22 protein-coding genes are annotated in these 18,239 nt (G+C 67.1%); 3 read left to right on the top strand and 19 right to left on the bottom strand.

From position 1 onward, the window contains the following. Position 1 precedes the first annotated feature (1 nt). From NS2_RS10775 to NS2_RS10755, 5 genes are all read right to left on the bottom strand, one after another. Positions 2 to 3,688: a WXG100-like domain-containing protein gene (locus NS2_RS10775; protein ID WP_033087338.1), complete on the bottom strand. Its 3,687-nt coding sequence runs from the start codon at positions 3,686 to 3,688 to the stop codon at positions 2 to 4. Positions 3,689 to 3,717: 29 nt separating this feature from the next. Next, positions 3,718 to 4,212 (bottom strand): YbaB/EbfC family nucleoid-associated protein, encoded by a 495-nt coding sequence (locus tag NS2_RS10770; RefSeq protein ID WP_033087339.1) that lies wholly within the window; start codon positions 4,210 to 4,212, stop codon positions 3,718 to 3,720. Continuing rightward, positions 4,209 to 4,541 carry a hypothetical protein gene (locus tag NS2_RS10765; RefSeq protein ID WP_143161182.1) on the bottom strand — a complete coding sequence of 111 codons (333 nt, stop codon included), beginning with the start codon at positions 4,539 to 4,541 and terminating at the stop codon, positions 4,209 to 4,211. The genes NS2_RS10770 and NS2_RS10765 overlap by 4 nt, the downstream gene beginning before the upstream one ends. Positions 4,542 to 4,639: 98 nt before the next feature. After that, complete coding sequence (locus NS2_RS10760; RefSeq protein ID WP_033087341.1) at positions 4,640 to 5,428, bottom strand: ESX secretion-associated protein EspG; 789 nt, start codon at positions 5,426 to 5,428, stop codon at positions 4,640 to 4,642. Further along, positions 5,425 to 7,425, bottom strand: coding sequence for a WXG100 family type VII secretion target (locus NS2_RS10755; RefSeq protein ID WP_143161181.1), 2,001 nt, complete (start codon positions 7,423 to 7,425; stop codon positions 5,425 to 5,427). Before NS2_RS10755 ends, NS2_RS10760 begins: the two co-directional genes overlap by 4 nt. 156 nt (positions 7,426 to 7,581) lie before the next feature. Here NS2_RS10755 and dtd point away from each other — a divergent pair, with 156 nt between their 5' ends. Beyond that, positions 7,582 to 8,025, top strand: coding sequence for a D-aminoacyl-tRNA deacylase (gene dtd, locus NS2_RS10750; protein WP_033087343.1), 444 nt, complete (start codon positions 7,582 to 7,584; stop codon positions 8,023 to 8,025). Positions 8,026 to 8,031: 6 nt separating this feature from the next. Here the strand turns inward: dtd and NS2_RS10745 are convergent, their stop codons facing one another. From NS2_RS10745 to rpsH, 12 genes are all read right to left on the bottom strand, one after another. Continuing rightward, on the bottom strand, positions 8,032 to 8,850 hold the full coding sequence (locus NS2_RS10745; protein WP_033087344.1) for an SDR family NAD(P)-dependent oxidoreductase: 819 nt from the start codon (positions 8,848 to 8,850) through the stop codon (positions 8,032 to 8,034). 60 nt (positions 8,851 to 8,910) lie between these two features. Next, positions 8,911 to 9,072 (bottom strand): DUF4175 domain-containing protein, encoded by a 162-nt coding sequence (locus NS2_RS10740; RefSeq protein WP_143161180.1) that lies wholly within the window; start codon positions 9,070 to 9,072, stop codon positions 8,911 to 8,913. A gap of 4 nt (positions 9,073 to 9,076) precedes the next feature. Continuing rightward, on the bottom strand, positions 9,077 to 10,063 hold the full coding sequence (locus NS2_RS10735) for a DUF6585 family protein (RefSeq protein WP_147207149.1): 987 nt from the start codon (positions 10,061 to 10,063) through the stop codon (positions 9,077 to 9,079). Positions 10,064 to 10,220: 157 nt separating this feature from the next. Next, positions 10,221 to 11,021, bottom strand: coding sequence for a type I methionyl aminopeptidase (map, locus tag NS2_RS10730; protein WP_033087346.1), 801 nt, complete (start codon positions 11,019 to 11,021; stop codon positions 10,221 to 10,223). Further along, positions 11,022 to 11,567, bottom strand: a complete 546-nt coding sequence (locus NS2_RS10725; RefSeq protein WP_033087347.1) for an adenylate kinase — start codon at positions 11,565 to 11,567, stop codon at positions 11,022 to 11,024. Then, positions 11,564 to 12,883, bottom strand: a complete 1,320-nt coding sequence (gene secY, locus NS2_RS10720; protein WP_033087348.1) for a preprotein translocase subunit SecY — start codon at positions 12,881 to 12,883, stop codon at positions 11,564 to 11,566. The genes NS2_RS10725 and secY overlap by 4 nt, the downstream gene beginning before the upstream one ends. Before the next feature lie 168 nt (positions 12,884 to 13,051). Beyond that, positions 13,052 to 13,495: a 50S ribosomal protein L15 gene (gene rplO / locus NS2_RS10715; protein WP_033087349.1), complete on the bottom strand. Its 444-nt coding sequence runs from the start codon at positions 13,493 to 13,495 to the stop codon at positions 13,052 to 13,054. Between the two features lie 2 nt (positions 13,496 to 13,497). Then, positions 13,498 to 13,677, bottom strand: coding sequence for a 50S ribosomal protein L30 (rpmD, locus tag NS2_RS10710; RefSeq protein WP_033087350.1), 180 nt, complete (start codon positions 13,675 to 13,677; stop codon positions 13,498 to 13,500). A 2-nt stretch (positions 13,678 to 13,679) separates the two neighbouring features. Further along, positions 13,680 to 14,324: a 30S ribosomal protein S5 gene (gene rpsE / locus NS2_RS10705; RefSeq protein WP_033087351.1), complete on the bottom strand. Its 645-nt coding sequence runs from the start codon at positions 14,322 to 14,324 to the stop codon at positions 13,680 to 13,682. A 31-nt stretch (positions 14,325 to 14,355) separates the two neighbouring features. Then, positions 14,356 to 14,763: a 50S ribosomal protein L18 gene (rplR, locus tag NS2_RS10700; RefSeq protein ID WP_033087352.1), complete on the bottom strand. Its 408-nt coding sequence runs from the start codon at positions 14,761 to 14,763 to the stop codon at positions 14,356 to 14,358. A gap of 3 nt (positions 14,764 to 14,766) precedes the next feature. Further along, positions 14,767 to 15,306: a 50S ribosomal protein L6 gene (rplF, locus tag NS2_RS10695; RefSeq protein WP_033087353.1), complete on the bottom strand. Its 540-nt coding sequence runs from the start codon at positions 15,304 to 15,306 to the stop codon at positions 14,767 to 14,769. A 14-nt stretch (positions 15,307 to 15,320) separates the two neighbouring features. Beyond that, positions 15,321 to 15,719, bottom strand: coding sequence for a 30S ribosomal protein S8 (rpsH, locus tag NS2_RS10690; RefSeq protein WP_033087354.1), 399 nt, complete (start codon positions 15,717 to 15,719; stop codon positions 15,321 to 15,323). 253 nt (positions 15,720 to 15,972) lie between these two features. Here rpsH and NS2_RS10685 point away from each other — a divergent pair, with 253 nt between their 5' ends. Both NS2_RS10685 and NS2_RS10680 read left to right on the top strand, forming a co-directional pair. Further along, positions 15,973 to 16,494, top strand: a complete 522-nt coding sequence (locus NS2_RS10685; RefSeq protein WP_145961784.1) for a hypothetical protein — start codon at positions 15,973 to 15,975, stop codon at positions 16,492 to 16,494. 63 nt (positions 16,495 to 16,557) lie between these two features. Then, entirely contained in the window at positions 16,558 to 16,785 is a 228-nt protein-coding gene (locus NS2_RS10680; RefSeq protein WP_052086278.1) for a Uma2 family endonuclease, read from the top strand. A gap of 174 nt (positions 16,786 to 16,959) precedes the next feature. On the opposite strand, the gene NS2_RS10675 is transcribed toward NS2_RS10680, so the two are convergent. Then, positions 16,960 to 17,160 (bottom strand): DUF397 domain-containing protein, encoded by a 201-nt coding sequence (locus NS2_RS10675; protein ID WP_081985830.1) that lies wholly within the window; start codon positions 17,158 to 17,160, stop codon positions 16,960 to 16,962. Beyond that, positions 17,157 to 18,032 carry a helix-turn-helix domain-containing protein gene (locus NS2_RS10670; RefSeq protein ID WP_071811605.1) on the bottom strand — a complete coding sequence of 292 codons (876 nt, stop codon included), beginning with the start codon at positions 18,030 to 18,032 and terminating at the stop codon, positions 17,157 to 17,159. The genes NS2_RS10675 and NS2_RS10670 overlap by 4 nt, the downstream gene beginning before the upstream one ends. Positions 18,033 to 18,239 lie beyond the last annotated feature (207 nt).

Raw genomic sequence — 18,239 nt, 5'->3', positions numbered from 1 at the left:
GCTAGCGCACGCTACCCGGATGCGCCACCGCACCATCGCCCCGCTCCGGCGCCCCCGCCCGCCGCTCACCGGCTCGATCCCCCGCACCGCGTCGATCCACCGGCACGGGCCGCTCACCGCCCCGCTGCCCCTCCCCGACCTCGCGCCCCCGCTCCCCACCGGAAGCCCCGCGCTCACCCTCCCCGCCATGCGAAACCGGGTGCTCCCCAACGGGAACGGGCGCAATCAGCAGCCCGTCCTCCGGCGCCCCGGCTCCCCCATCCCGCTCCTCAACGGGTGCACCACGCCCATCGACCGGCTCCGACCGATCACCCACAGGCACCGGTTCGCCTTCGGCCCGATCCCCCGGCTCCCGCACGGATTCCTCAACAGGCCGCCGGTTCCCCCCATCCACGACCGCCTCATCACCACGCCCGCGCCCCTCGGAATCGACCGGCGCCTCCCCCAACCGCGACCCGGCCTCATCGCCCAGCCCGACCCCATCACGCGGCATCGCTTCGTCACGCGGCGCAGTCTCGTCGTGCGACCCGGTATCGTCACGCGGGCTGGCCTCGTCACGCGGCAGAGGCTCGTCGCGAGGCACGAATTCGTCGTGCGGCGCAGCCTCGTCGCGCGGCGGGGCCTCCTCATGCGGAAGGCCCTCATCACGCGGGGCCGTCGCATCACGCGGGGCTGACTCGTCTTGCGGCGCAGTCTCATCGCGAAGGGTGGCTTCGTCACGAGGCACCACTTCCTCGCGCGGCACGGTCTCATCGCGCGGCGTGACGTCCTCACGCGGGGTGGTGTCCTCATGCAGTGTGACCTCGCCGCGAAGAGCGGTCTCGTCGCGAGGGGCGGCCTCGTTGCGTGGCGTCGCCTCGGCACTCGACGGGGCTTCCTCGCGTGGAAGGGGCTCAGCGCGGGCGGGCGTGGATTCGGGGTGCGAATCGGATTCGCCTGATGTGGTGGTGGATTCGTCCGATGGGTGGGTCGAATCCGGGAGTTCCGCCTCGTGTGGGGTGGTCTCGGTGGGTGCGGGCGGCTCGTGGTGGGCCGGGGGGTGGTCGGCGGGTGCTTCACCTGCGCGGTTGCCGGTCTCGGTGGGGTTGGACGCGCTCTCGCGGGTGGCGGGGGAATCTATGGATTGCGGAGCGGGGGTGCCGGGGGTGGCCGACTCTCGTTGATCCACAATGGGTTCGGATATTGCGGAGCAGCCCTCGAGTTCGCTTGGAGCGGCGGATTCGTGGGAGGCGGCCGGTTCCTCAGCCGACGGACGAGCGGCCTCCGAGCCGGGGCGGGTGGTGTCCGGGCCGGTGGGACGGGGGTGGGCCGCGGGCGCCGGGCGGGGCTCCGCGCCGGGTTGCGGGCGGGCTTCCGTACCGGATTGCGGGCGTGCGGATTCCGGGCGGGTGGCGTCGGAGCGGGTGCCCGTGGCGTCGCCGGCTCGCGTGGGCGAGGTGCGGGTGTCGGGGGTCGCGGTGCGGGATTCGGGAGTCGGGCCGCCGTGCTGGGCATGCGCGGCCGACGGGGTGCCTGTCGTCGGGGCGCCGGCCGGGACGCCGGGGCGCGCCGCCGCGGCGGCGGACGCCTCGCCGCCGTTCGCGGTGAGCGCGGGGCCATTTGCGTTGGCGGACAATGCCATTCGGCTATCGACTGGAGTGGCGGAAGGGGCGGCTGCCGCGGCGGGCGACTCGTGCGGTGCCGCGGCGGGCCCGCCCTGGGCGGGGTGTGGGCCGGAGGTTGTGCTCGCGCCTGCATCGGCGGCTCCCCCGGACCTACTCGTTCCCGAATCGGACTGCGCCGCAGTGGCGGACTGGTCGCGGGCACCCGAATCCGCCGAAGCGGAAGTTGTCGACCCCGACTCATCGGCCGACGCGGAATGCAACTCGGGCTCCGCCGAGCCCGATTCCACTCCCGCCGAACGCGAATCAAAATCGGTTGAACGGGAATCAGATCCGGTCGAGCGCGAATCCGACCCGGCAGAACGCGAATCCGAGCCAGTTGAGCGCGAATCCGAGGTAGCCGGGCGCGAATCCGAGGTAGCCGGGCGCGAATCCGAAGCGGTGGGTCGCGAATCCTGGGTTGCGGGTCGCGAATCGGAGGCGGTGGGAGACTGGGTTGCGGGGCCTGAGTTCTGGACGACGGGGCCGGAGCCATGGTCGGCGGAATCGGCTACGGGGGCCGCGTTTTCATGCTTGCCCGCCTGGACGCCGGAGGCCGGGGTGCCTGCATTGTCGGGGGTGCCCGCGTGGGGCTGGGTTCCGTGCGTATCGCTCGGCGCGCCGGTGTCGGCGGGGGCGTGGGCCGCGGGCTGTGAGGTGCCGGATTGGCCGTGTTCGCCGGGGGCGGCTGGTTGCTCGCCGGTGGGCGTATCGCGGCCGGAGTTGCCGCGGCTGTCCACGCCGATCCCACCGCCGTCGTGGCTCTGGGGGTGCGGGGTGCTGCCGTCGCCGGTCGATCGGGTACCGGCGGTGGAATCCGCTGACTCACCGCTGAATCCGGCCGGGTGAGTGCGTGGTCCACCGGTGTCCGCACCACCGGCATGCCCGGTGTCTCCGCCACCCGCGCGGCCGGTGTCCGATCCGCCTGCATGCCCGGAGTCCGATCCGCCCGCGCCGCCGACGTCCGTGGCACCCGTGTGTCCGGTGTTGCCGGGTGCGCCCATGTCGGGACGGGAGCCGACATGTGGCATGTCGGTCGAGACGCCCGCCTTCATGCGGGCGACGCGGGGCTCCCAGAAGTTGTGGGCGGCAGTGTGATTGATTCCGGCCAGGCCGCCGTTCGCCATGCCACCGGTCAGCATGCGCGGGTCGAAGTGGGAGAAGGCGTTGACGGTGTTCTTCCAGGCGTCGCCCAGCCCGTGCTGATACGCGTCGAGGCCGAACTGCGCGCCGGTACTGGCCAGGAATCCCGCACCGCCACCGGCCAATCCGGCGGTGGTGCCGGTGATGGCGGCGGTCAGGTAGTGGTTCATCCCGGAGTGCTCGAAGTACTCGCCCAGCGCCTTGCCGACCTTGCCGCCCGCGATACCGCCGGCGGCCGCGCCGACCGCGGTGACACCGATCTTGCCCCAGTCCAGGTCCTTCCGGTGCCCGACCGTCTTCTGGTACTCCTCGATGCCCGCTTCCTGCAGCACGCCCAGCCCCGCGTCCAGCAGGAAGTGCCGCACCATGAATTTCGCCAGCGTCGAACCCACCAGCTTGGCGACCTGCCTCTCGATCGCCGCGATCGCCCGCCTGGCGATGAAGCGCACCGCGACCCGGGTAGCCGCCTGCGCCGCCGCCTCCGCCGCCGGTGCGGTCGGCGGAAAGGCCCATGCCGCAATCATTTCGAAGGCCAGGATGGCCAGCGACGAATAGAACATGAGCTTGGTCGACTCGATCTCGGTGCCGGTCTCGTGCACCGAATCGGCGATCTGGTCGTAGAACTCCGCCAGATCCAGGATCGAGGTATTGCCGTCCTGCTTACCGCCGACCCCGGCCATGGTGTCGAAGACCTTGGCCATGGCGTCGCGGCCCTCGCCGTCCACGTACGCCGACAGCGTCGCGTACTTGGCGTCGTCCATCTTCGAGACCTGGCCGCGCAGCCCCTTGGCGGCGTCCGACCAATGGGTCGCCAACTCCCACATGTGGTCTTCGTTGCCCTCGGGCCATTCCACCCCGACGAGCCAGCCCAGCCATTCGAGTTCCGGGGGCAGGTAAAGCGCCATTCGCCGCTACCCGGCCCGGCGAGTTCGCATCACCATCCGGAATCGGTGGCTCCACCCGGCCGCGGCTGCGCGGTATCGGTCGTCGATTCCCGGAATCCGCCGAGCCGTTCGGGCGACTTCGGCGGCGCGGTGGAGACCACCGGCGCCTCGGGAATCGCCAATTCCGCACTGAGATCCGGCATTCCGGGCACCAGGTCGGCCAGCTTGGGCAGCCGGTTCCGGTTCTGCGATACCGGAGCCATCAGATCGCGGCTCTGGCGCGCCACCTCGGCAGCGGCCTGCTGGGCGGCCTCGGTCACCGCCTTGCCGATCTCCGGATAGTCGAGATCCTCTATGCCGGAACCGAATCGGGTCTCGATGACGGTGCCGTCCGCATTCACCGTGACGGTGACCCGCTTACCGCGCACCGTCGCCGACGCGGTCAGCGCCGCCCGCTCACGCTGCAACCGGGTAATGGTGCGCATCTCGTCGGCGAAGCCCTCGAGGATGGCCGCGAGTTCGTTCTTGGCCTGCTCGTTGGTCACCGCTGCGCCCCGCCCCGGAACGCGTCGGCGTTCTCCTTCTCGATCTTCTCCAGCTCGACGGCCGAATCATGCTGGGATTTCGAGAAGTTCGCGAAGGTGCCCGCCATATTCGTGGCGCCCTCGACAATGTTCTTCTTGCGGGCCAGATAACCCTGTGCGCCATTGGCGAACTGATTGCCCAGGCTGTCGGAACCCCACGGATCCCCCAGCGCGGCAGTGGCGGACGCCAGACGGTCCACCACACCCTGGATGCCGTCGTGCACCTCACCGGTCTTCCGCGAGGCCGTCACCAGCAAATCATGGTACGACTCCAGCCGACTGCCGCTCATGATGTTGACCTTGACAGCCCCCGGCAACCGCCCAGTAGCCGGAATCTTAACGGAGAGTGCCGATTCGGGCGGCGCGGGAACCGCGCAGCCCGCCGCCGTCACACCCGCAGTTCCCCGCGCTCCTGCATGTGGTCGAGCACCAGCTGCATGCGGCGATCGATGCTGTCGGCGAGCACGGCCGAATCCGCTCCCACCGCACGCATCTCGGGCTCGTCCACCTCGATGAGATAGCGGCCTTCGCCTGGCACATCCCGCCAGACCGCGGTCGTCATCAGCCGCCCGCGCGGACCGTAGATCGAACGGCCCTGCACCACCCGCAGGAAGCCGGTTCGTTCGGCGGGCTTGTTCCAGAACGCGAGGCTACCCGCCTCGGCCGTGTCCTCGAAGGAATCGAAGGCCAGACCCTGCCGGATCTCGTAGGGGTCCTGTTCCGGAGCGTCGAACACCATGGGAAGCGGCGACCCCGCCGCGGCCGCCGTGGCGGGCAGCCGCTCGACCATCAGGGTGGACAGTGCGTCCGGGTCACATTCGGTGAGCGTGTATCCGGCACTGTGGTAGGCGGTTTCGCCCGGATGCTGGACGATCATGACCGCGTGCCAGCCCCGCCGGGCAGCGTGAATCCGAATCTGCTTGTCCGGATTATCGAGATCGTTGTCGCACCAGGCGCCGGACACGACGAGCACCTCGGGATTGGCGAGGGTCTCGAACGGCAGGTTCAGGCCGACGTCGAGACGGTCGCGCAGTCCGGCCTCCACCCGATCCAGTTCACGGTCGTACGCGTCCATCGTCTGGATTCGACTGGTGTAGGTGAGCGGGGCGGGCAACCAGCCGTCCAGGTACCGATTGCACAACACCTTGAACTCGTCGTCGGTGAGCTCCCAGTTCACTGCTCCACCACCGGAACCGCTCGCGCGGGAACCTCGAGCTGTGCCGCGACCGCCCCGACCACCGACTGCTGCCGTTCGAGGGTGTCAGCCAGGTCGCGCACGAAATCGACCGGGGTGGCCTCCGCGCCCGCGGTCGGCGCCCCCGCGGCCGCGGCGACAATTCCGCCGTCCGGGGTGGTCACCACCGGCTGTACGGTCGGGTCGGCCAGCCCACTCCGGAACAGGTTGGTGAACGACGGCGCCTGCCCGGTCGCGAACGGGGCCACCGACGCACCCGCGGGTACCGGGCTGGCGGCGGAGGCGACCGTGGCGACAGGGTTCACCGTGGACGCGGGCGTGGTCGCGGGGGTGTCGGTGGTCAGGCCGAGCAGCTGTGACAGCTCGGCCAGCTTGTCCGGCTGCTGCTGAATCTGCGAGAGCGCGGCGGTCACCTTGTCCTCCGACACACCGAGCAGCTGCGCCAGCTTGGACGTATCCCCTTGCTGCAGTGCGGTATCCAGCTGTTGCAGCGTGGTCGCCAGCGTCGACAGCCCTTGCACGCCGGTCGAGGCGGCGCTGACCAGCTGGCTCAGCGTGCTGGCGAGCGTCGACAAGCCGTTCTGGCCCGAGCTGCTCGAGTTGCCGGTGCTCTGCGGGACGCCGGAACCGGTACCGGTCGGATTCGGGTTCGTGCCGGAGGGATTCGCGCCGTTCGGATTCGTACCGTTGGGATTGGTTCCGTTCGGATTCGTGCCTTTGGGGTCCGTCTGCTCCGGCAGCTTCGGCGCCTCGGGTGTCTTCGGTTTGCCACCGGGGCTCGTGGGGCTGCTGGAATCGCCACTCGGCGTCTGACTCGAACCACCGGGGCCAGTGGGCTTGGCGGCCGTCGGCGTAGGCGTGGGAGTGGGCGTCGGAGTCGGAGTAGGAGTCGGGGTCGGCGTCGGCGTCGGCGTCGGGGTCGGCGTCGGCGTCGGCGTCGGGGTGGGAGTCGGGACCGGAGTCGGGGCCTTGTCCACCGGAGCCGCCGGAATGATCGGCAGCGTGTTCTGGGTCTGCTTGCCGTTGGCGACATAGTCGTCGTCGAAGCGCTTGCGGTACTTGCCGAGCTCGTCGTCGCACCAGCCGTCGCTCACCTTCTGCATCGGCATCTGCTCCATCGTGTACTGCACCCAACGAGAGGTGAAGTCGAGCAGTGAACTCATGGCGTGCATGGCATCGACGAGCGGCTGGGTGTTGTTGGCGTAATCCCGGACCGCCGCCCGCGCCGACTCGGCGCCCACGCCGTGCCAGCTGTTGCTCAGCCCTTCGATCGTGGTGCCGAGCCCCGCGACGCCCGAATGCACCTTGTCGGCCAACGTCTTCCAGTCCTGACCCGCGAAGAAGAAAGGACCGGCATCCAGCGAATTACGGAAGTTGATCAGCCATTGCCAGTCCTTGCCCTGCCCGGTCTCCCAATCGATGTAGATGGAGTCCTTCGCATGCTTGGAATCCTTGGCCCAGTCCTCGAGATCCTTGGGGAACTTGTGCTTGGTGTCGCCGAGGCCCTCACCGAGGAAATAGTCGAACTGCCGAGATCCCGCCTTCGGCAGGCCCGCGTCCGCGGATCCGTCCTGGATCTTGTAGTCACCCAGCTTGCCGGTGGTGACGGCGGCCTTCTCGAGCTGCTCGGCGGAAATATCGTCCGCGTACTGGTAATTCTGGCCCGCCGAGCGGAAGGTCTCCACCATGGCCTCGAGAATCTTGACGTGGCCGTCGAGCGCGTTCATCAACTCGGTGCCGCGCCGGCTCAAGGCCGCCGACAATGCCGTGCCCGACCTCTGATTCCCGATCTGCGGCAACGAGGTCAGTCCCTGGGCGGTCACCGCGTCCTTGAACCCGCGCATCGCCCGCGCCAGATCGCCCGCCGCGTTCATACCGGTCTGCGCGGCCGACGGATCGAACTGCAGCGTGTGCCCGGCGATCTGCGGAGTCAAGGTCGAGCCCCACGCCGGGGGCGTTGTCTTGTTGTCAGGTGCCATCGGTAACTTCCGTCGCTCCGCCCAGTGTCAGCTATCCGTGCCAGCACAGCCTACTGTCATGAACTCGCGATGGCGCACAAGGAAATTCGGGGCACGGGGGCTCGGTCACCGATCATTGCGCGGGCGCGGCGCACCCATCTGCGAAGATCGATGATCATGCGGGTACTGGTGCAGCGGGTGACGTCGGCTCGGGTGAGCGTGGACGGCGAGGTGGTCGGGCGGATCGATCCGGCCGCCCACGGTGCGGCGCAGGGTCTGGTGGCCTTGGTCGGGGTCACCCATACCGACACCGAAGCCACCGCGAAGGCGCTGGCCGACAAGCTGTTCCGGCTGCGCATCCTCGACGGTGAGCGCTCCGCCGCCGACCTGTCCGCGCCGATCCTGGTGATCAGCCAGTTCACGCTCTACGCCGACACCGCCAAGGGCCGCCGTCCCTCCTGGAACGCGGCCGCACCCGGCCCGGTCGCCGAGCCGCTGGTCGACACCTTCGCCGCCACCCTGCGCGAACTCGGCGCGACCGTCGCCACCGGGCGTTTCGGGGCGCACATGCATGTCGAACTGGTCAACGACGGCCCGGTCACCATCCTGCTCGAAGGCTGAGCGGCCTCAGCGGACCCACTTGGAGGTCAGGCCCGCGACGATGGAGCCGTCGAGGTCCGACAGGCTGTCGGCGACGAAGGAGCGGGCGAAATCCGAGGTCTGCCAGCGGAAGACGATCGGATACGCGGTGAGGGCGGACATGACCACCTCGGCCACCTGGTCGGCGGTCTGGGCGGTGCTGTACGCGCCGCGTGTGCGGTTGATGTAGGCCTCCAGGGCCGGGGCGTAGGGGCCCGCGGCGGCGACGGCGGTGGGAATGTCGATCTTCGCGTTGTTGACGAATTCCGTTGTCACCGCGCCCGGTTCGACGACACTGACCCCGACTCCGACCGTCGCGGCGACCGGCTCCAGGCTCTGCATGAAACCCTCCACCGCGAACTTCGCCGCACAGTAGGCCTCGTTGAACGGCTGCCCGACCGCGCCGCCGACGCTGGTCACCGTCACCACGCGGCCCTTCGAGGCGCGCAGCAGCGGCATGGCCACCTTGGTCACCTCGACCACGCCGAAGAAATTGACCTCCATCGCGCGGCGGATATCCGCCATCGGCAGGTGCTCCACGGTGCCCAGCACCGAGACTCCCGCATTGTTGACCACGGCGTCCAGGCGGCCGTAGTCGGCGGCCACGCCCGCCAGGCAGTCGGCGATCGAATTCGAGTCGGTCACATCCAATTGCCGCACGTCCGCACCGGTTTCCCGGACCGGACCGGCCTTGTCCGGATTGCGCAGCGTCGCCACGGTCCGATATCCGGCCCGCACCGCGGCGGCGGCGACCGCCAGGCCGATTCCCGTGGAAGTGCCCGTTATCAGAACAACCTTGTCGGCCATTACCCCATCGAACCAGGCCACGGGTCCGGCTCCCGGACGCCACGCCCGGTGGATCGGTGCTCAGGATTCGCGGGCCGGGGTCACCAGTGCGGCGGTCAGTCCGATGCCGCCCAGCACCAGGATCAGGATGGGCCAGAACCAACTGGTGGTCAGCGTCAGCGCCAGCACGCCGACCAGCAGGGTGAAGGCGGCGGTGATCAGGCTGCGGGTATCGCGGTTCATGGCATCACTTCCGGCTCGTGAAGGAGTTCGCGTTGCAGACGCCGCGGATGGCGGGGGTGGCGTCGTCGAGTTCGGTTTCCTTGACCCAGTGGAATCCGGAACCGGTGAACTTCGCCAGCTTGTCGCCGTCGGCGCGGACCGCGGACTGCTGGTCGCCGCGGTAGTTGCGGGCCGCGTCGCGCAGGTTCTTCACCGGGTCGGTCACCTCGATACCGGCCTTCTGCACCGCCGAGAACTTCTCGCACAGTTCGGTCCTGCCGACCGGCCAGCTGCTCACACCCGCGATCATGAACGCGATCACGGCCACGACGGCGAAGGCGGTATTCCAGCCGCGCACGGCCAGACTACGGCTGAACACCTTGCCCGCCGACTCGGGAAGGCCCGGCACCAACTGCTTCAAAAGGAACTGGAACAGCGCGAAATTCGGGAACTTGTCGATGCTGTGCGTGATCCGGGTGTCCTCACCCGCCTCGATGATCACCTGCCCCGACTTCACCCGGAACCCTCGAAGCTCCTGCAGGGCAAAGGTTTTCTTGACCGTCCCCGCCTGGGTGGCGGTCAGCCACCACGGCCCGAACTCCAATCGCCCACCCGCGCGCAGGGTTTCGATCGCGCCCGCCGCCTGCCGCGCAGCGATCCCCTCCACCAGCTGCGGTCCCCACTCCTCCGGACAGCACACCGCCTCGGTGAGCAGCATCTCCTCCCCGCGCACATCGGTCACCCGATAGTGATGCGTGGTCCCCGTATGCACCCCATTCCTGGTGTGCCGCACGATCTTCTGCGTCACCCGCGCGCTGTCGTTGCGCACCACCCGAATCTGCTGCCCACCCAGCACCACCACGGCCCCGTGCTCGTAGAGGTCCAGCCGAGTCCCGATCTTCCGAGCCAGGTGATACGTCCGATGCTCCCCGAGCGCGAACTCCCCTGCCGTCGCCCCGATTTTCCGCATCAACTCCGGGTCGTTACCCACGTCGACACCCAGACCGGCCACATCCCCCTCCTACCTCGATCCCGTTCGCGGCCAACCGTAACGGCAGCCCCGAACCCCCGCCACTCGGATTACCGCGGCGGCACGATGAACCCCGCCCGCAAACGACCGCACCCGCCTCGGCGGTACCGAGGCGGGTGCGGAAAGCGTTGCGCGGGAACTACTCCGGGCGCAGAGTGAGGATACGGGGACCGTTCTCGGTCACCGCCACCGTGTGCTCCCAGTGGGCGGCACGGGAGCCGTCGTCGGTGACGACGGTCCAATGGTCGTCCAGCTCATGGGTTTCCGTGGTGCCGAGGGTGAGCATGGGCTCGATGGCGAGCACCGAGCCGACGCGAAGCTCCGGGCCCTTGCCCGGGGCGCCCTCGTTGGGGAGGAAGGGGTCCATGTGCATTTCGCGGCCGATGGCGTGGCCGCCGTAGCCGGAGACGATGCCGTATTTGCGGCCGTGCTCCTTCTCCGCGGCGTAGGTACCCTGCTCGATGGCGTGCGAGACGTCCGAGAGGCGGTTGCCGGGGAGCATGGCGGCGATGCCCGCCTCCATGGACAGGCGGGTCGCCTCGGAGAGCAGGCGGTCGGCCTCGATGATGGTGCCGACGCCGAAGGTCCACGCCGAGTCGCCGTGCCAGCCGTCGAGGATGGCACCGCAGTCGACGGCAACCAGGTCGCCCTCGGACAGAACGTCGTCCTTGGACGGGATGCCGTGCACCACACGGTCGTTCACCGACGAGCAGATCGAACCCGGGAACCCGTGGTAACCCTTGAACGACGGAATGGCGTTGGCTTCGCGGATGACCTGCTCGGCCACCTCGTCCAGCTCCCAGGTCGAGACACCGGGCTTGGCGGCGTTGCGCACCGCGACCAGCGCGCGGCCGACGATAGCGCCGGCCGCCGCCATGGCGTCCAATTCACCGGAGGTGCGGAAGGGCACCACGCGCTTGCTCTTGCGGCCGAAGACCATTCAGCGACCCAGCGCCTTCAGCGCACGCGTGTTGACCTCTTCGATCTCGCCGACGCCCTCGACCGACACCACGGTGCCGTCGTAGTGCTCGAGCAGCGGCTCGGTCTCCTCGCGGTAGACGCGCATGCGGTTGCGGATGACCTCTTCGGTGTCGTCGCCGCGGCCGCGGGCCAGCATGCGCTCGACCACCACGTCCTCGTCGACCACGAAGGACAGCACGGCGTCGAGCTCCTTGCCCGACTCCTTGAGCATCTTCTCCAGCGCCTCGGCCTGATCCACGGTGCGCGGGTAGCCGTCCAGGATGAAGCCGTTGAGGGCGTCCGGCTCGGCGATGCGCGCCTCGACCATGCGGTTGGTCACGTCCGACGGGACCAGGTTGCCGGCGTCGAGGTACTGCTGCGCCTCGCGACCCAGCGGAGTCTGCTCCGCGATGTTGGTGCGGAAGAGGTTCCCGGTGGAGATGTGCGGAACACCGAGCTTTTCCGACAACAGTTCGGCCTGGGTGCCTTTACCGGCACCGGGCGGTCCGAGCAGTACGAGTCTCACTTCAGGAACCCTTCGTAGTTTCGGTTCATCAACTGGCTCTCGATCTGTTTCACGGTATCGAGGCCGACGCTCACAATGATCAGCACCGCGGTACCACCGAACGGCAGATTCGTCACACCGCCGGAGGACCCGATCCCGAGGAGCAGGTTCGGCAAGACAGCGACAGCACCGAGGTAGATGGAGCCGGGGAGGGTGATCCGGCTCAGGACGTAGTTCAGGTAATCCGCGGTCGGCTTGCCCGGGCGATACCCCGGAATGAAGCCGCCGAACTTCTTCATCTCGTCCGCGCGCTCCTCCGGATTGAAGGTGATCGCGACATAGAAGTAGGTGAAGAACACGATCAACGCGAAGTAGATCGACACGTAGACCGGATTGCTCGGATTGACCAGATACTTCTGGATCAACTCCTGCCACTTGGCCGGATTGCCCGAGGACTTCTGGGTCAACTGCGCCAACAGGTTCGGCAGATACAGCAGCGACGAGGCGAAGATGACCGGGATGACACCGGCCTGATTCACCTTCAACGGCAGATACGTCGAGGACCCGCCGTACATCTTGCGGCCGACCACGCGCTTGGCGTACTGCACCGGAATCCGGCGCTGGCCCTGCTCGACGAAGATGACACCCACGATGACCACGAGCGCGGCGCCCGCCACCAGTGCGGTGGTGATCCAGCCGCGGCTGTCGTAGATCATCTTGCCCTCGGAGGGGATACGGGCGGCGATACCCGCGAAGATCAACAGCGACATGCCGTTACCGATGCCGCGTTCGGTGATCTGCTCGCCGAACCACATGACCAGGGCCGCGCCCGCGGTCATGACCAGCACGATGATGATCATGCCGAAGATCGAGGTGTCGTCAAGAATTGCCTTGGGGCAGCCGCGCAGCAGCTGTCCGCGGGAGGCGAGCGCGACCAGACCGGTCGACTGCAGCACGGCCAACGCGACGGACAGATATCGCGTGTACTGGGTCATCTTGTTCTGACCCGCTTGGCCCTCCTTGCGGAGTTCCTCGAACCGCGGAATGACGACGGTCAGCAGCTGGATAATGATGCTCGCCGTGATGTAGGGCATGATGCCGATCGCGAACACCGAGAGCTGCAGCAGAGCGCCGCCGGAGAAGAGGTTGATGAGCTGGTAGATACCGGCGGAGTCACCGCCGTTGACCAACTTCACACACTCTTGAACGTTCTTGTAACTGACGCCCGGCGAGGGCAGCGACGCACCGAGCCGGTAGAGCGCGATCAGTCCCAGCGTGAAGAGAATCTTCCGCCGTAAGTCCGGGGTCCGGAAAGCCGACACGAAGGCGGAAAGCACAGATCCTCCTGGCTAACGACATGGGTCAGGCCACGGATTCAGCGATGGGGCTGCTTAGCCACAAAAAGCCGAGAACCATGACGGTGTTGGCAGACAACACTTGAACTCTAACAGCGACACCGGGCGAGCTCGCGACTCGCCCGGTGCCATTGCTACTTCAGGTTACCGTCAGGCCAGCTCGGTGGCGGTGCCACCGGCAGCGACGATCTTCTCCTTGGCGGAGCCGGAGAACTTGTCGGCCGAAACCTGCACGGCCACGGCGATTTCGCCCTCGGCCAGCACCTTCACGAGCTCGTTCTTGCGAACCAGGCCCTTGGCGACCAGCTCGGCCTTGCCGATGGTGCCGCCCTCGGGGAACACGCGAGCGATGTCACCGACGTTCACGACCTGATACTCGGTGCGGAACGGGTTGGTGAAGCCCTTGAGCTTGGGCAGACGCATGTGAATCGGCATCTGACCGCCCTCGAAGCGGACCGGGACATGCTTGCGAGCCTTCGTACCCTTGGTACCGCGGCCCGCGGTCTTGCCCTTGGAGCCCTCACCGCGACCCACACGGGTCTTCTCGGTCTTGGCGCCCGGGGCAGGACGCAGGTGGTGCAACTTGATGGTCATGCTTAGACCTCCTCTACAACAACGAGGTGGCGCACGACGTTGATCAGGCCGCGGTTCTGCGCATTGTCCTCACGCACCGTGGTCTGGCGGATCTTGCGCAGCCCGAGGGTGCGCAGCGACTCGCGCTGATTCGCCTTGGCGCCGATGCTGGACTTGACCTGGGTCACTTTCAGCTGTGCCATGTCTAGACTCCCTGTCCCGCGCGCGCACGCAGCATGCCGGCCGGGGCCACGTCCTCGAGGGGCAGACCACGACGGGCCGCGACCTCTTCCGGACGCTGCAGCATCTTCAGAGCCGCAACGGTGGCGTGCACGACGTTGATGGCGTTGTCGCTACCGAGCGACTTGGCCAGAACATCATGGATGCCCGCGCATTCCAGCACGGCGCGGCAAGCGCCACCGGCGATCACACCGGTACCGGGCGAAGCCGGACGCAGCATGACGACACCGGCCGCGGCCTCACCCTGAACCGGGTGGGTGACCGTGGAGCCGATCATCGGAACGCGGAAGAAGTTCTTGCGAGCCTCTTCGACACCCTTCTGGATGGCCGCGGGAACTTCCTTGGCCTTGCCGTAGCCGACGCCGACCAGACCGTTGCCGTCACCGACGATCACGAGGGCGGTGAAGCTGAAGCGACGACCACCCTTCACGACCTTGGAGACGCGGTTGATCGCGACGACGCGCTCGAGCTGGTTCTTCTCGGCGGCATTGTCCCGACGATTGTCGTCGCGACGGCCACGGCCGCCACCACGCTGATCGCGGTCGTTGTTGCCACCATTCTGGCCGGCGGGACCGTTGTTTCCGCCGTCACGCCGCTGACGTCCCGGCATCAGACGTTCCCTTCGTTCGCAGTGTTGATCATCAGAACTTCAGCCCACCTTCACGGGCGGCATCGGCGAGGGCCGCGATACGGCCGTGGTAGTCGTGACCACCACGGTCGAACACGACCGCCTCGACGCCGGCGGCCTTGGCGCGGGCGGCGATGAGCTCGCCGACCTTGGCGCCCTTGGCGGACTTGTCACCCTCGAGCGCGCGCACATCGGCCTCGATGGTCGACGCGGCGGCAATGGTCTTGCCGGCGGAATCGTCGATCAGCTGGGCGTGCAGGTGGCGCGAGGAGCGGTTGACCACCAGGCGGGGACGCTCGGTGGTGCCGACGACCTTCTTGCGCAGACGGAAGTGACGACGCGTCTTCGACAGACGACGCGCGGTCGAGACATCCTTACCGACCGGCTTGCGGGCGAGCTTCTGCTTTTCGGTTTGTGCCATGGCTTACTTACCCGTCTTTCCGACCTTGCGGCGAACGACCTCGCCGGCGTAGCGGATGCCCTTGCCCTTGTACGGATCGGGCTTACGCAGGCCGTGGATCACCGCGGCGATCTGGCCGACCTTCTGCTTATCGATGCCGGACACCGAGAACTTGGTCGGGGACTCCACCGCGAAGGTGATGCCCTCGGGGGCGTCGACCGGAACCGGGTGGCTGTAGCCCAGGGCGAACTCGAGGTTCGAGCCCTTGGCGGCGACACGGTAACCGACGCCGAAGATTTCCATCTTCTTCTCGTAGCCCTTGGTGACACCCTCGATCATGTTGCTGATCAGGGTGCGGGTCAGGCCGTGCAGCGAGCGGTTCTGACGCTCGTCGTTCGGGCGAACGACCTCGAGCTCACCGGACTCCGCGCGAGCGACGGTGATCGGCTCGGCGACAACGTGGGACAGGGTGCCCTTGGAACCCTTGACCGTCACGTTCTGGCCGTCGATGGTCACCTCGACGCCGGCGGGAACCGGGATCGGCTTCTTACCGATACGCGACATTGTTTCTACCTCCCTTACCAGACGTAGGCGAGGACTTCGCCGCCCACGCCCTGCTGCTTGGCCTGACGGTCAGTGAGCAGACCGGAGGACGTGGAGATAATCGCCACGCCGAGGCCGCCGAGCACCTTGGGCAGGTTGGTGGACTTCGCGTAAACCCGCAGACCCGGCTTCGACACGCGGCGGACGCCCTGGAGGGAGCGCTCACGCGAGGGGCCGTACTTCAGGTCGACGATCAGGTTCTTGCCGACCTGGGCATCTTCGATGCGGTAGTCGGCGATGTAGCCCTCGCGCTTGAGGATCTCGGCGATGTTCACCTTGAGCTTCGAGTGCGGAGCCTTCACCTGATCGTGGTACGCCGAGTTGGCGTTGCGCAGACGGGTCAAGAAGTCTGCGATGGGATCAGTCATGGTCATGTTCGACCGTTACCTCTCTCGCCGCGGTTCCCATTCAGCACCGTCAAAGGGCGGTCGTGGGCCTACGACAAATAGGGGCGGTCCAGCCGGGGTTGCCCGACCGGATTGAGCACTTGCGCCCGGGCAACCGCCACACGCGAGAGACGCGTGCGGACACAGCTGTGCCCGAGCAACCGGTCTAGTGTAGACAAGGGCTGATCAGAGGCCAAATCGAGGTCCCCGTCACATCGGATTCTTCGAAAGGGTCGTGATGATGCGTCGTGTTCTCGGAATGATCTGCGCGGCCGCGGCGGTGGGCGCCGGACTGATCGCGGTGGGCTGCTTGAGCACCATCGACGGCCAGGCCGAAGCCAACCAGGCCGACGTCATCGACTATCGCTCCTCGGCCGCCGCCGCCTCCAGCTCCGCGGCCGCCGCCAGCTCCGCGCGGGTCGCCGACCGCGAGGAGGCGGTGTGCACGGCGTTCTTCGGCGCGGCGGTGGACGTGAACGACAAGATCCGCGTCGTCAGCCAGCGTGCCGACGAGCACGCCTCCCACAGCGACGCACTCGTGGCCATCACCGACGCCGCGACCGCCCTGCAGAACGCCGGCACCAAGGTCGACGACGCCCTCTCCAAAAACCCCACCCCGGCCGACTTCTCCGCCGCGATGACCGAATACTCCAAGGCCGCAAAGGCTTTCAGCACCCAGATGACCAAACTCGGCCTCGGAACCGACGACGATTTCATGCCCACCCAGGACCGCTACGCCGCCGCCCGAGACGCCTGCCCCTGAGCTACGGAGGTCCAGCCAACCACCCTGTCGAAGTCGGTTCAGAGCCCGAAAGGTAAGGACGCCGTGGGTGCCGACCGGGTCGACAAACGGTTTGACTATGCCGCCGCAGGCATCGCACAGTACTGGATCATCGACCTCGAGCCGCATCCACAAATCGCCGTCCACACGCTCGCCGACGGCGCATACGGCAGCCCGGCAAAAATCCAGGCAGGCGAAATCCTCCGAGTCGAGTCGCCGTTTCCTTTCACCATCGACCCCGCCGACCTGCTGGACCCCGAAAACGCTTGGTGACCATGACTTCCGAGGAACTCGCAGCGCTACTCAGTAGCATCGGCCGTGGTTCGGACGCTGCCGACGAACGCGCCGAGATCGATGACGCCTTCGGCGAAGACCGACTCGACGACTGATCCATGGCAGTGCTCGGAACCGAACCCGAAGGGCGAGCTCCCGCAGTTTCGTTGCGGCTCAGGGCTTCCAGATGCCGCTGGCGAGGAAGGCGTCCCACTGATCTGCGGCGAATACCAAGGCGGGGCCTGTCGGTTCTTTGGAATCTCGCACCCCTACGCATGCCGATCCCGGACCGACAAAGGCGATCTCGACGCACTCACTGGCGGTCGAGGATCGAGAAGACTTGAACCACTTGGCGTTGGACAGATCGACGGTCATGCCGCGTACTCCCTAGCAACTCGGACCACCATGTTCCGGGTGTCCTGCTCATCCAACGCTACCGCTTCCAGTGCCGATACGGCCGCACGATAGCGGTCCACGATGTCTTGGCGCTCGTGGTAGAGCGCACCGATCGCGCCTTCCAAGTAGACGACCGTCGGGACCACCAATCCACTTGTCCCACGCGGGAACTGCAACATGGTGAAGGACTGGATCTTCAGTCCACGATGCGAACCCACCTCGAAAGGAACGATGCGGATGCTGACGTTCACACGTTCACTCGTTTCGGCGAGCGATCGAAGCTGGTCCACCATGACCGACGGACCGCCCGGCTGGTGCCGCAGGACAGCCTCCGAGAGCAGGAACTTCATCGAGAAGTCGTTGTCGTACAGTCTCGTCTGCCGACGCACAGCCAACTCGACACGCCGCTCGGTGTTGACGATGCTCAACTCGGGATTGTCGATCTTCGCTATCGCTCGTCGATAGTCCGGGGTTTGCAGCAAACCCGGAATCAGTACCAACTGGTGGGTAGTGAGCCGCTCCGCTGCCGCTTCCAAACGAAGGTACCGGGGAAAGTGCGTATCCAATTGATCGGTGTAGGCCTGCCAATACCCCTTTGAATTGCCCTGAGCCTTGGCGGTTTTGTCCTGTTCCCTGACCTCTTGCCACAGGGAGAGCGCTTCGCTGCCATCCTCGGCGCTCGCGGCGTAAAGGTCGAGCAGGCTTCGCAGCTGCGGAGTAGTGAGCTTTGTCGGCAAGCCCTCCTCTAGCCGCATGATCGTCTGACGAGACACTTCGAGATGCACTCCCGCCGCCAATGCGGTCGCGCCCGCACGTACGCGAAGCTCTCGCATGTAATTCCCGAAATCCATGCGAGAGACCGTTGCCCCAGCCATTTCGTTAGCCTCGTTATTTGGGAAGTAGCCGTCGTAGACGTCTATTCTATTTCATCGACGTCTCTCGACTTTCGCATTTTTCGGCGTTGGTCGCGGTGACCAGGCGGGTCCGTGCGGTGAGGTGGCGGGGGCCCAGGTTGCGGCGTAACGGCGTGTCGCGCAGGGGGGTCCGGGAGTTGGGGC

This window comes from Nocardia seriolae NBRC 15557 (assembly GCF_007990715.1).
Lineage (GTDB): Bacteria > Actinomycetota > Actinomycetes > Mycobacteriales > Mycobacteriaceae > Nocardia > Nocardia seriolae.
This window is presented reverse-complemented; position numbering and strand designations above follow the sequence as displayed.

Bases quoted from the DNA above. Each gene is read 5' to 3' on its own strand.
- NS2_RS10765 (WP_143161182.1), bottom strand. From the start codon at position 4,541: ATGAGCGGCAGTCGGCTGGAGTCGTACCATGATTTGCTGGTGACGGCC.
- NS2_RS10755 (WP_143161181.1), bottom strand. From the start codon at position 7,425: ATGGCACCTGACAACAAGACAACGCCCCCGGCGTGGGGCTCGACCTTG.
- rplF (WP_033087353.1), bottom strand. From the start codon at position 15,306: ATGTCGCGTATCGGTAAGAAGCCGATCCCGGTTCCCGCCGGCGTCGAG.
- rpmD (WP_033087350.1), bottom strand. From the start codon at position 13,677: ATGGCACAGCTGAAAGTGACCCAGGTCAAGTCCAGCATCGGCGCCAAG.
- NS2_RS10675 (WP_081985830.1), bottom strand. From the start codon at position 17,160: ATGACCGTCGATCTGTCCAACGCCAAGTGGTTCAAGTCTTCTCGATCC.
- rplR (WP_033087352.1), bottom strand. From the start codon at position 14,763: ATGGCACAAACCGAAAAGCAGAAGCTCGCCCGCAAGCCGGTCGGTAAG.
- rplO (WP_033087349.1), bottom strand. From the start codon at position 13,495: ATGACCATCAAGTTGCACCACCTGCGTCCTGCCCCGGGCGCCAAGACC.
- rpsE (WP_033087351.1), bottom strand. From the start codon at position 14,324: ATGCCGGGACGTCAGCGGCGTGACGGCGGAAACAACGGTCCCGCCGGC.
- map (WP_033087346.1), bottom strand. From the start codon at position 11,021: ATGGTCTTCGGCCGCAAGAGCAAGCGCGTGGTGCCCTTCCGCACCTCC.
- NS2_RS10745 (WP_033087344.1), bottom strand. From the start codon at position 8,850: ATGGCCGACAAGGTTGTTCTGATAACGGGCACTTCCACGGGAATCGGC.
- NS2_RS10670 (WP_071811605.1), bottom strand. From the start codon at position 18,032: ATGGATTTCGGGAATTACATGCGAGAGCTTCGCGTACGTGCGGGCGCG.
- NS2_RS10740 (WP_143161180.1), bottom strand. From the start codon at position 9,072: ATGAACCGCGATACCCGCAGCCTGATCACCGCCGCCTTCACCCTGCTG.
- NS2_RS10775 (WP_033087338.1), bottom strand. From the start codon at position 3,688: ATGGCGCTTTACCTGCCCCCGGAACTCGAATGGCTGGGCTGGCTCGTC.
- dtd (WP_033087343.1), top strand. From the start codon at position 7,582: ATGCGGGTACTGGTGCAGCGGGTGACGTCGGCTCGGGTGAGCGTGGAC.
- rpsH (WP_033087354.1), bottom strand. From the start codon at position 15,719: ATGACCATGACTGATCCCATCGCAGACTTCTTGACCCGTCTGCGCAAC.
- NS2_RS10685 (WP_145961784.1), top strand. From the start codon at position 15,973: ATGCGTCGTGTTCTCGGAATGATCTGCGCGGCCGCGGCGGTGGGCGCC.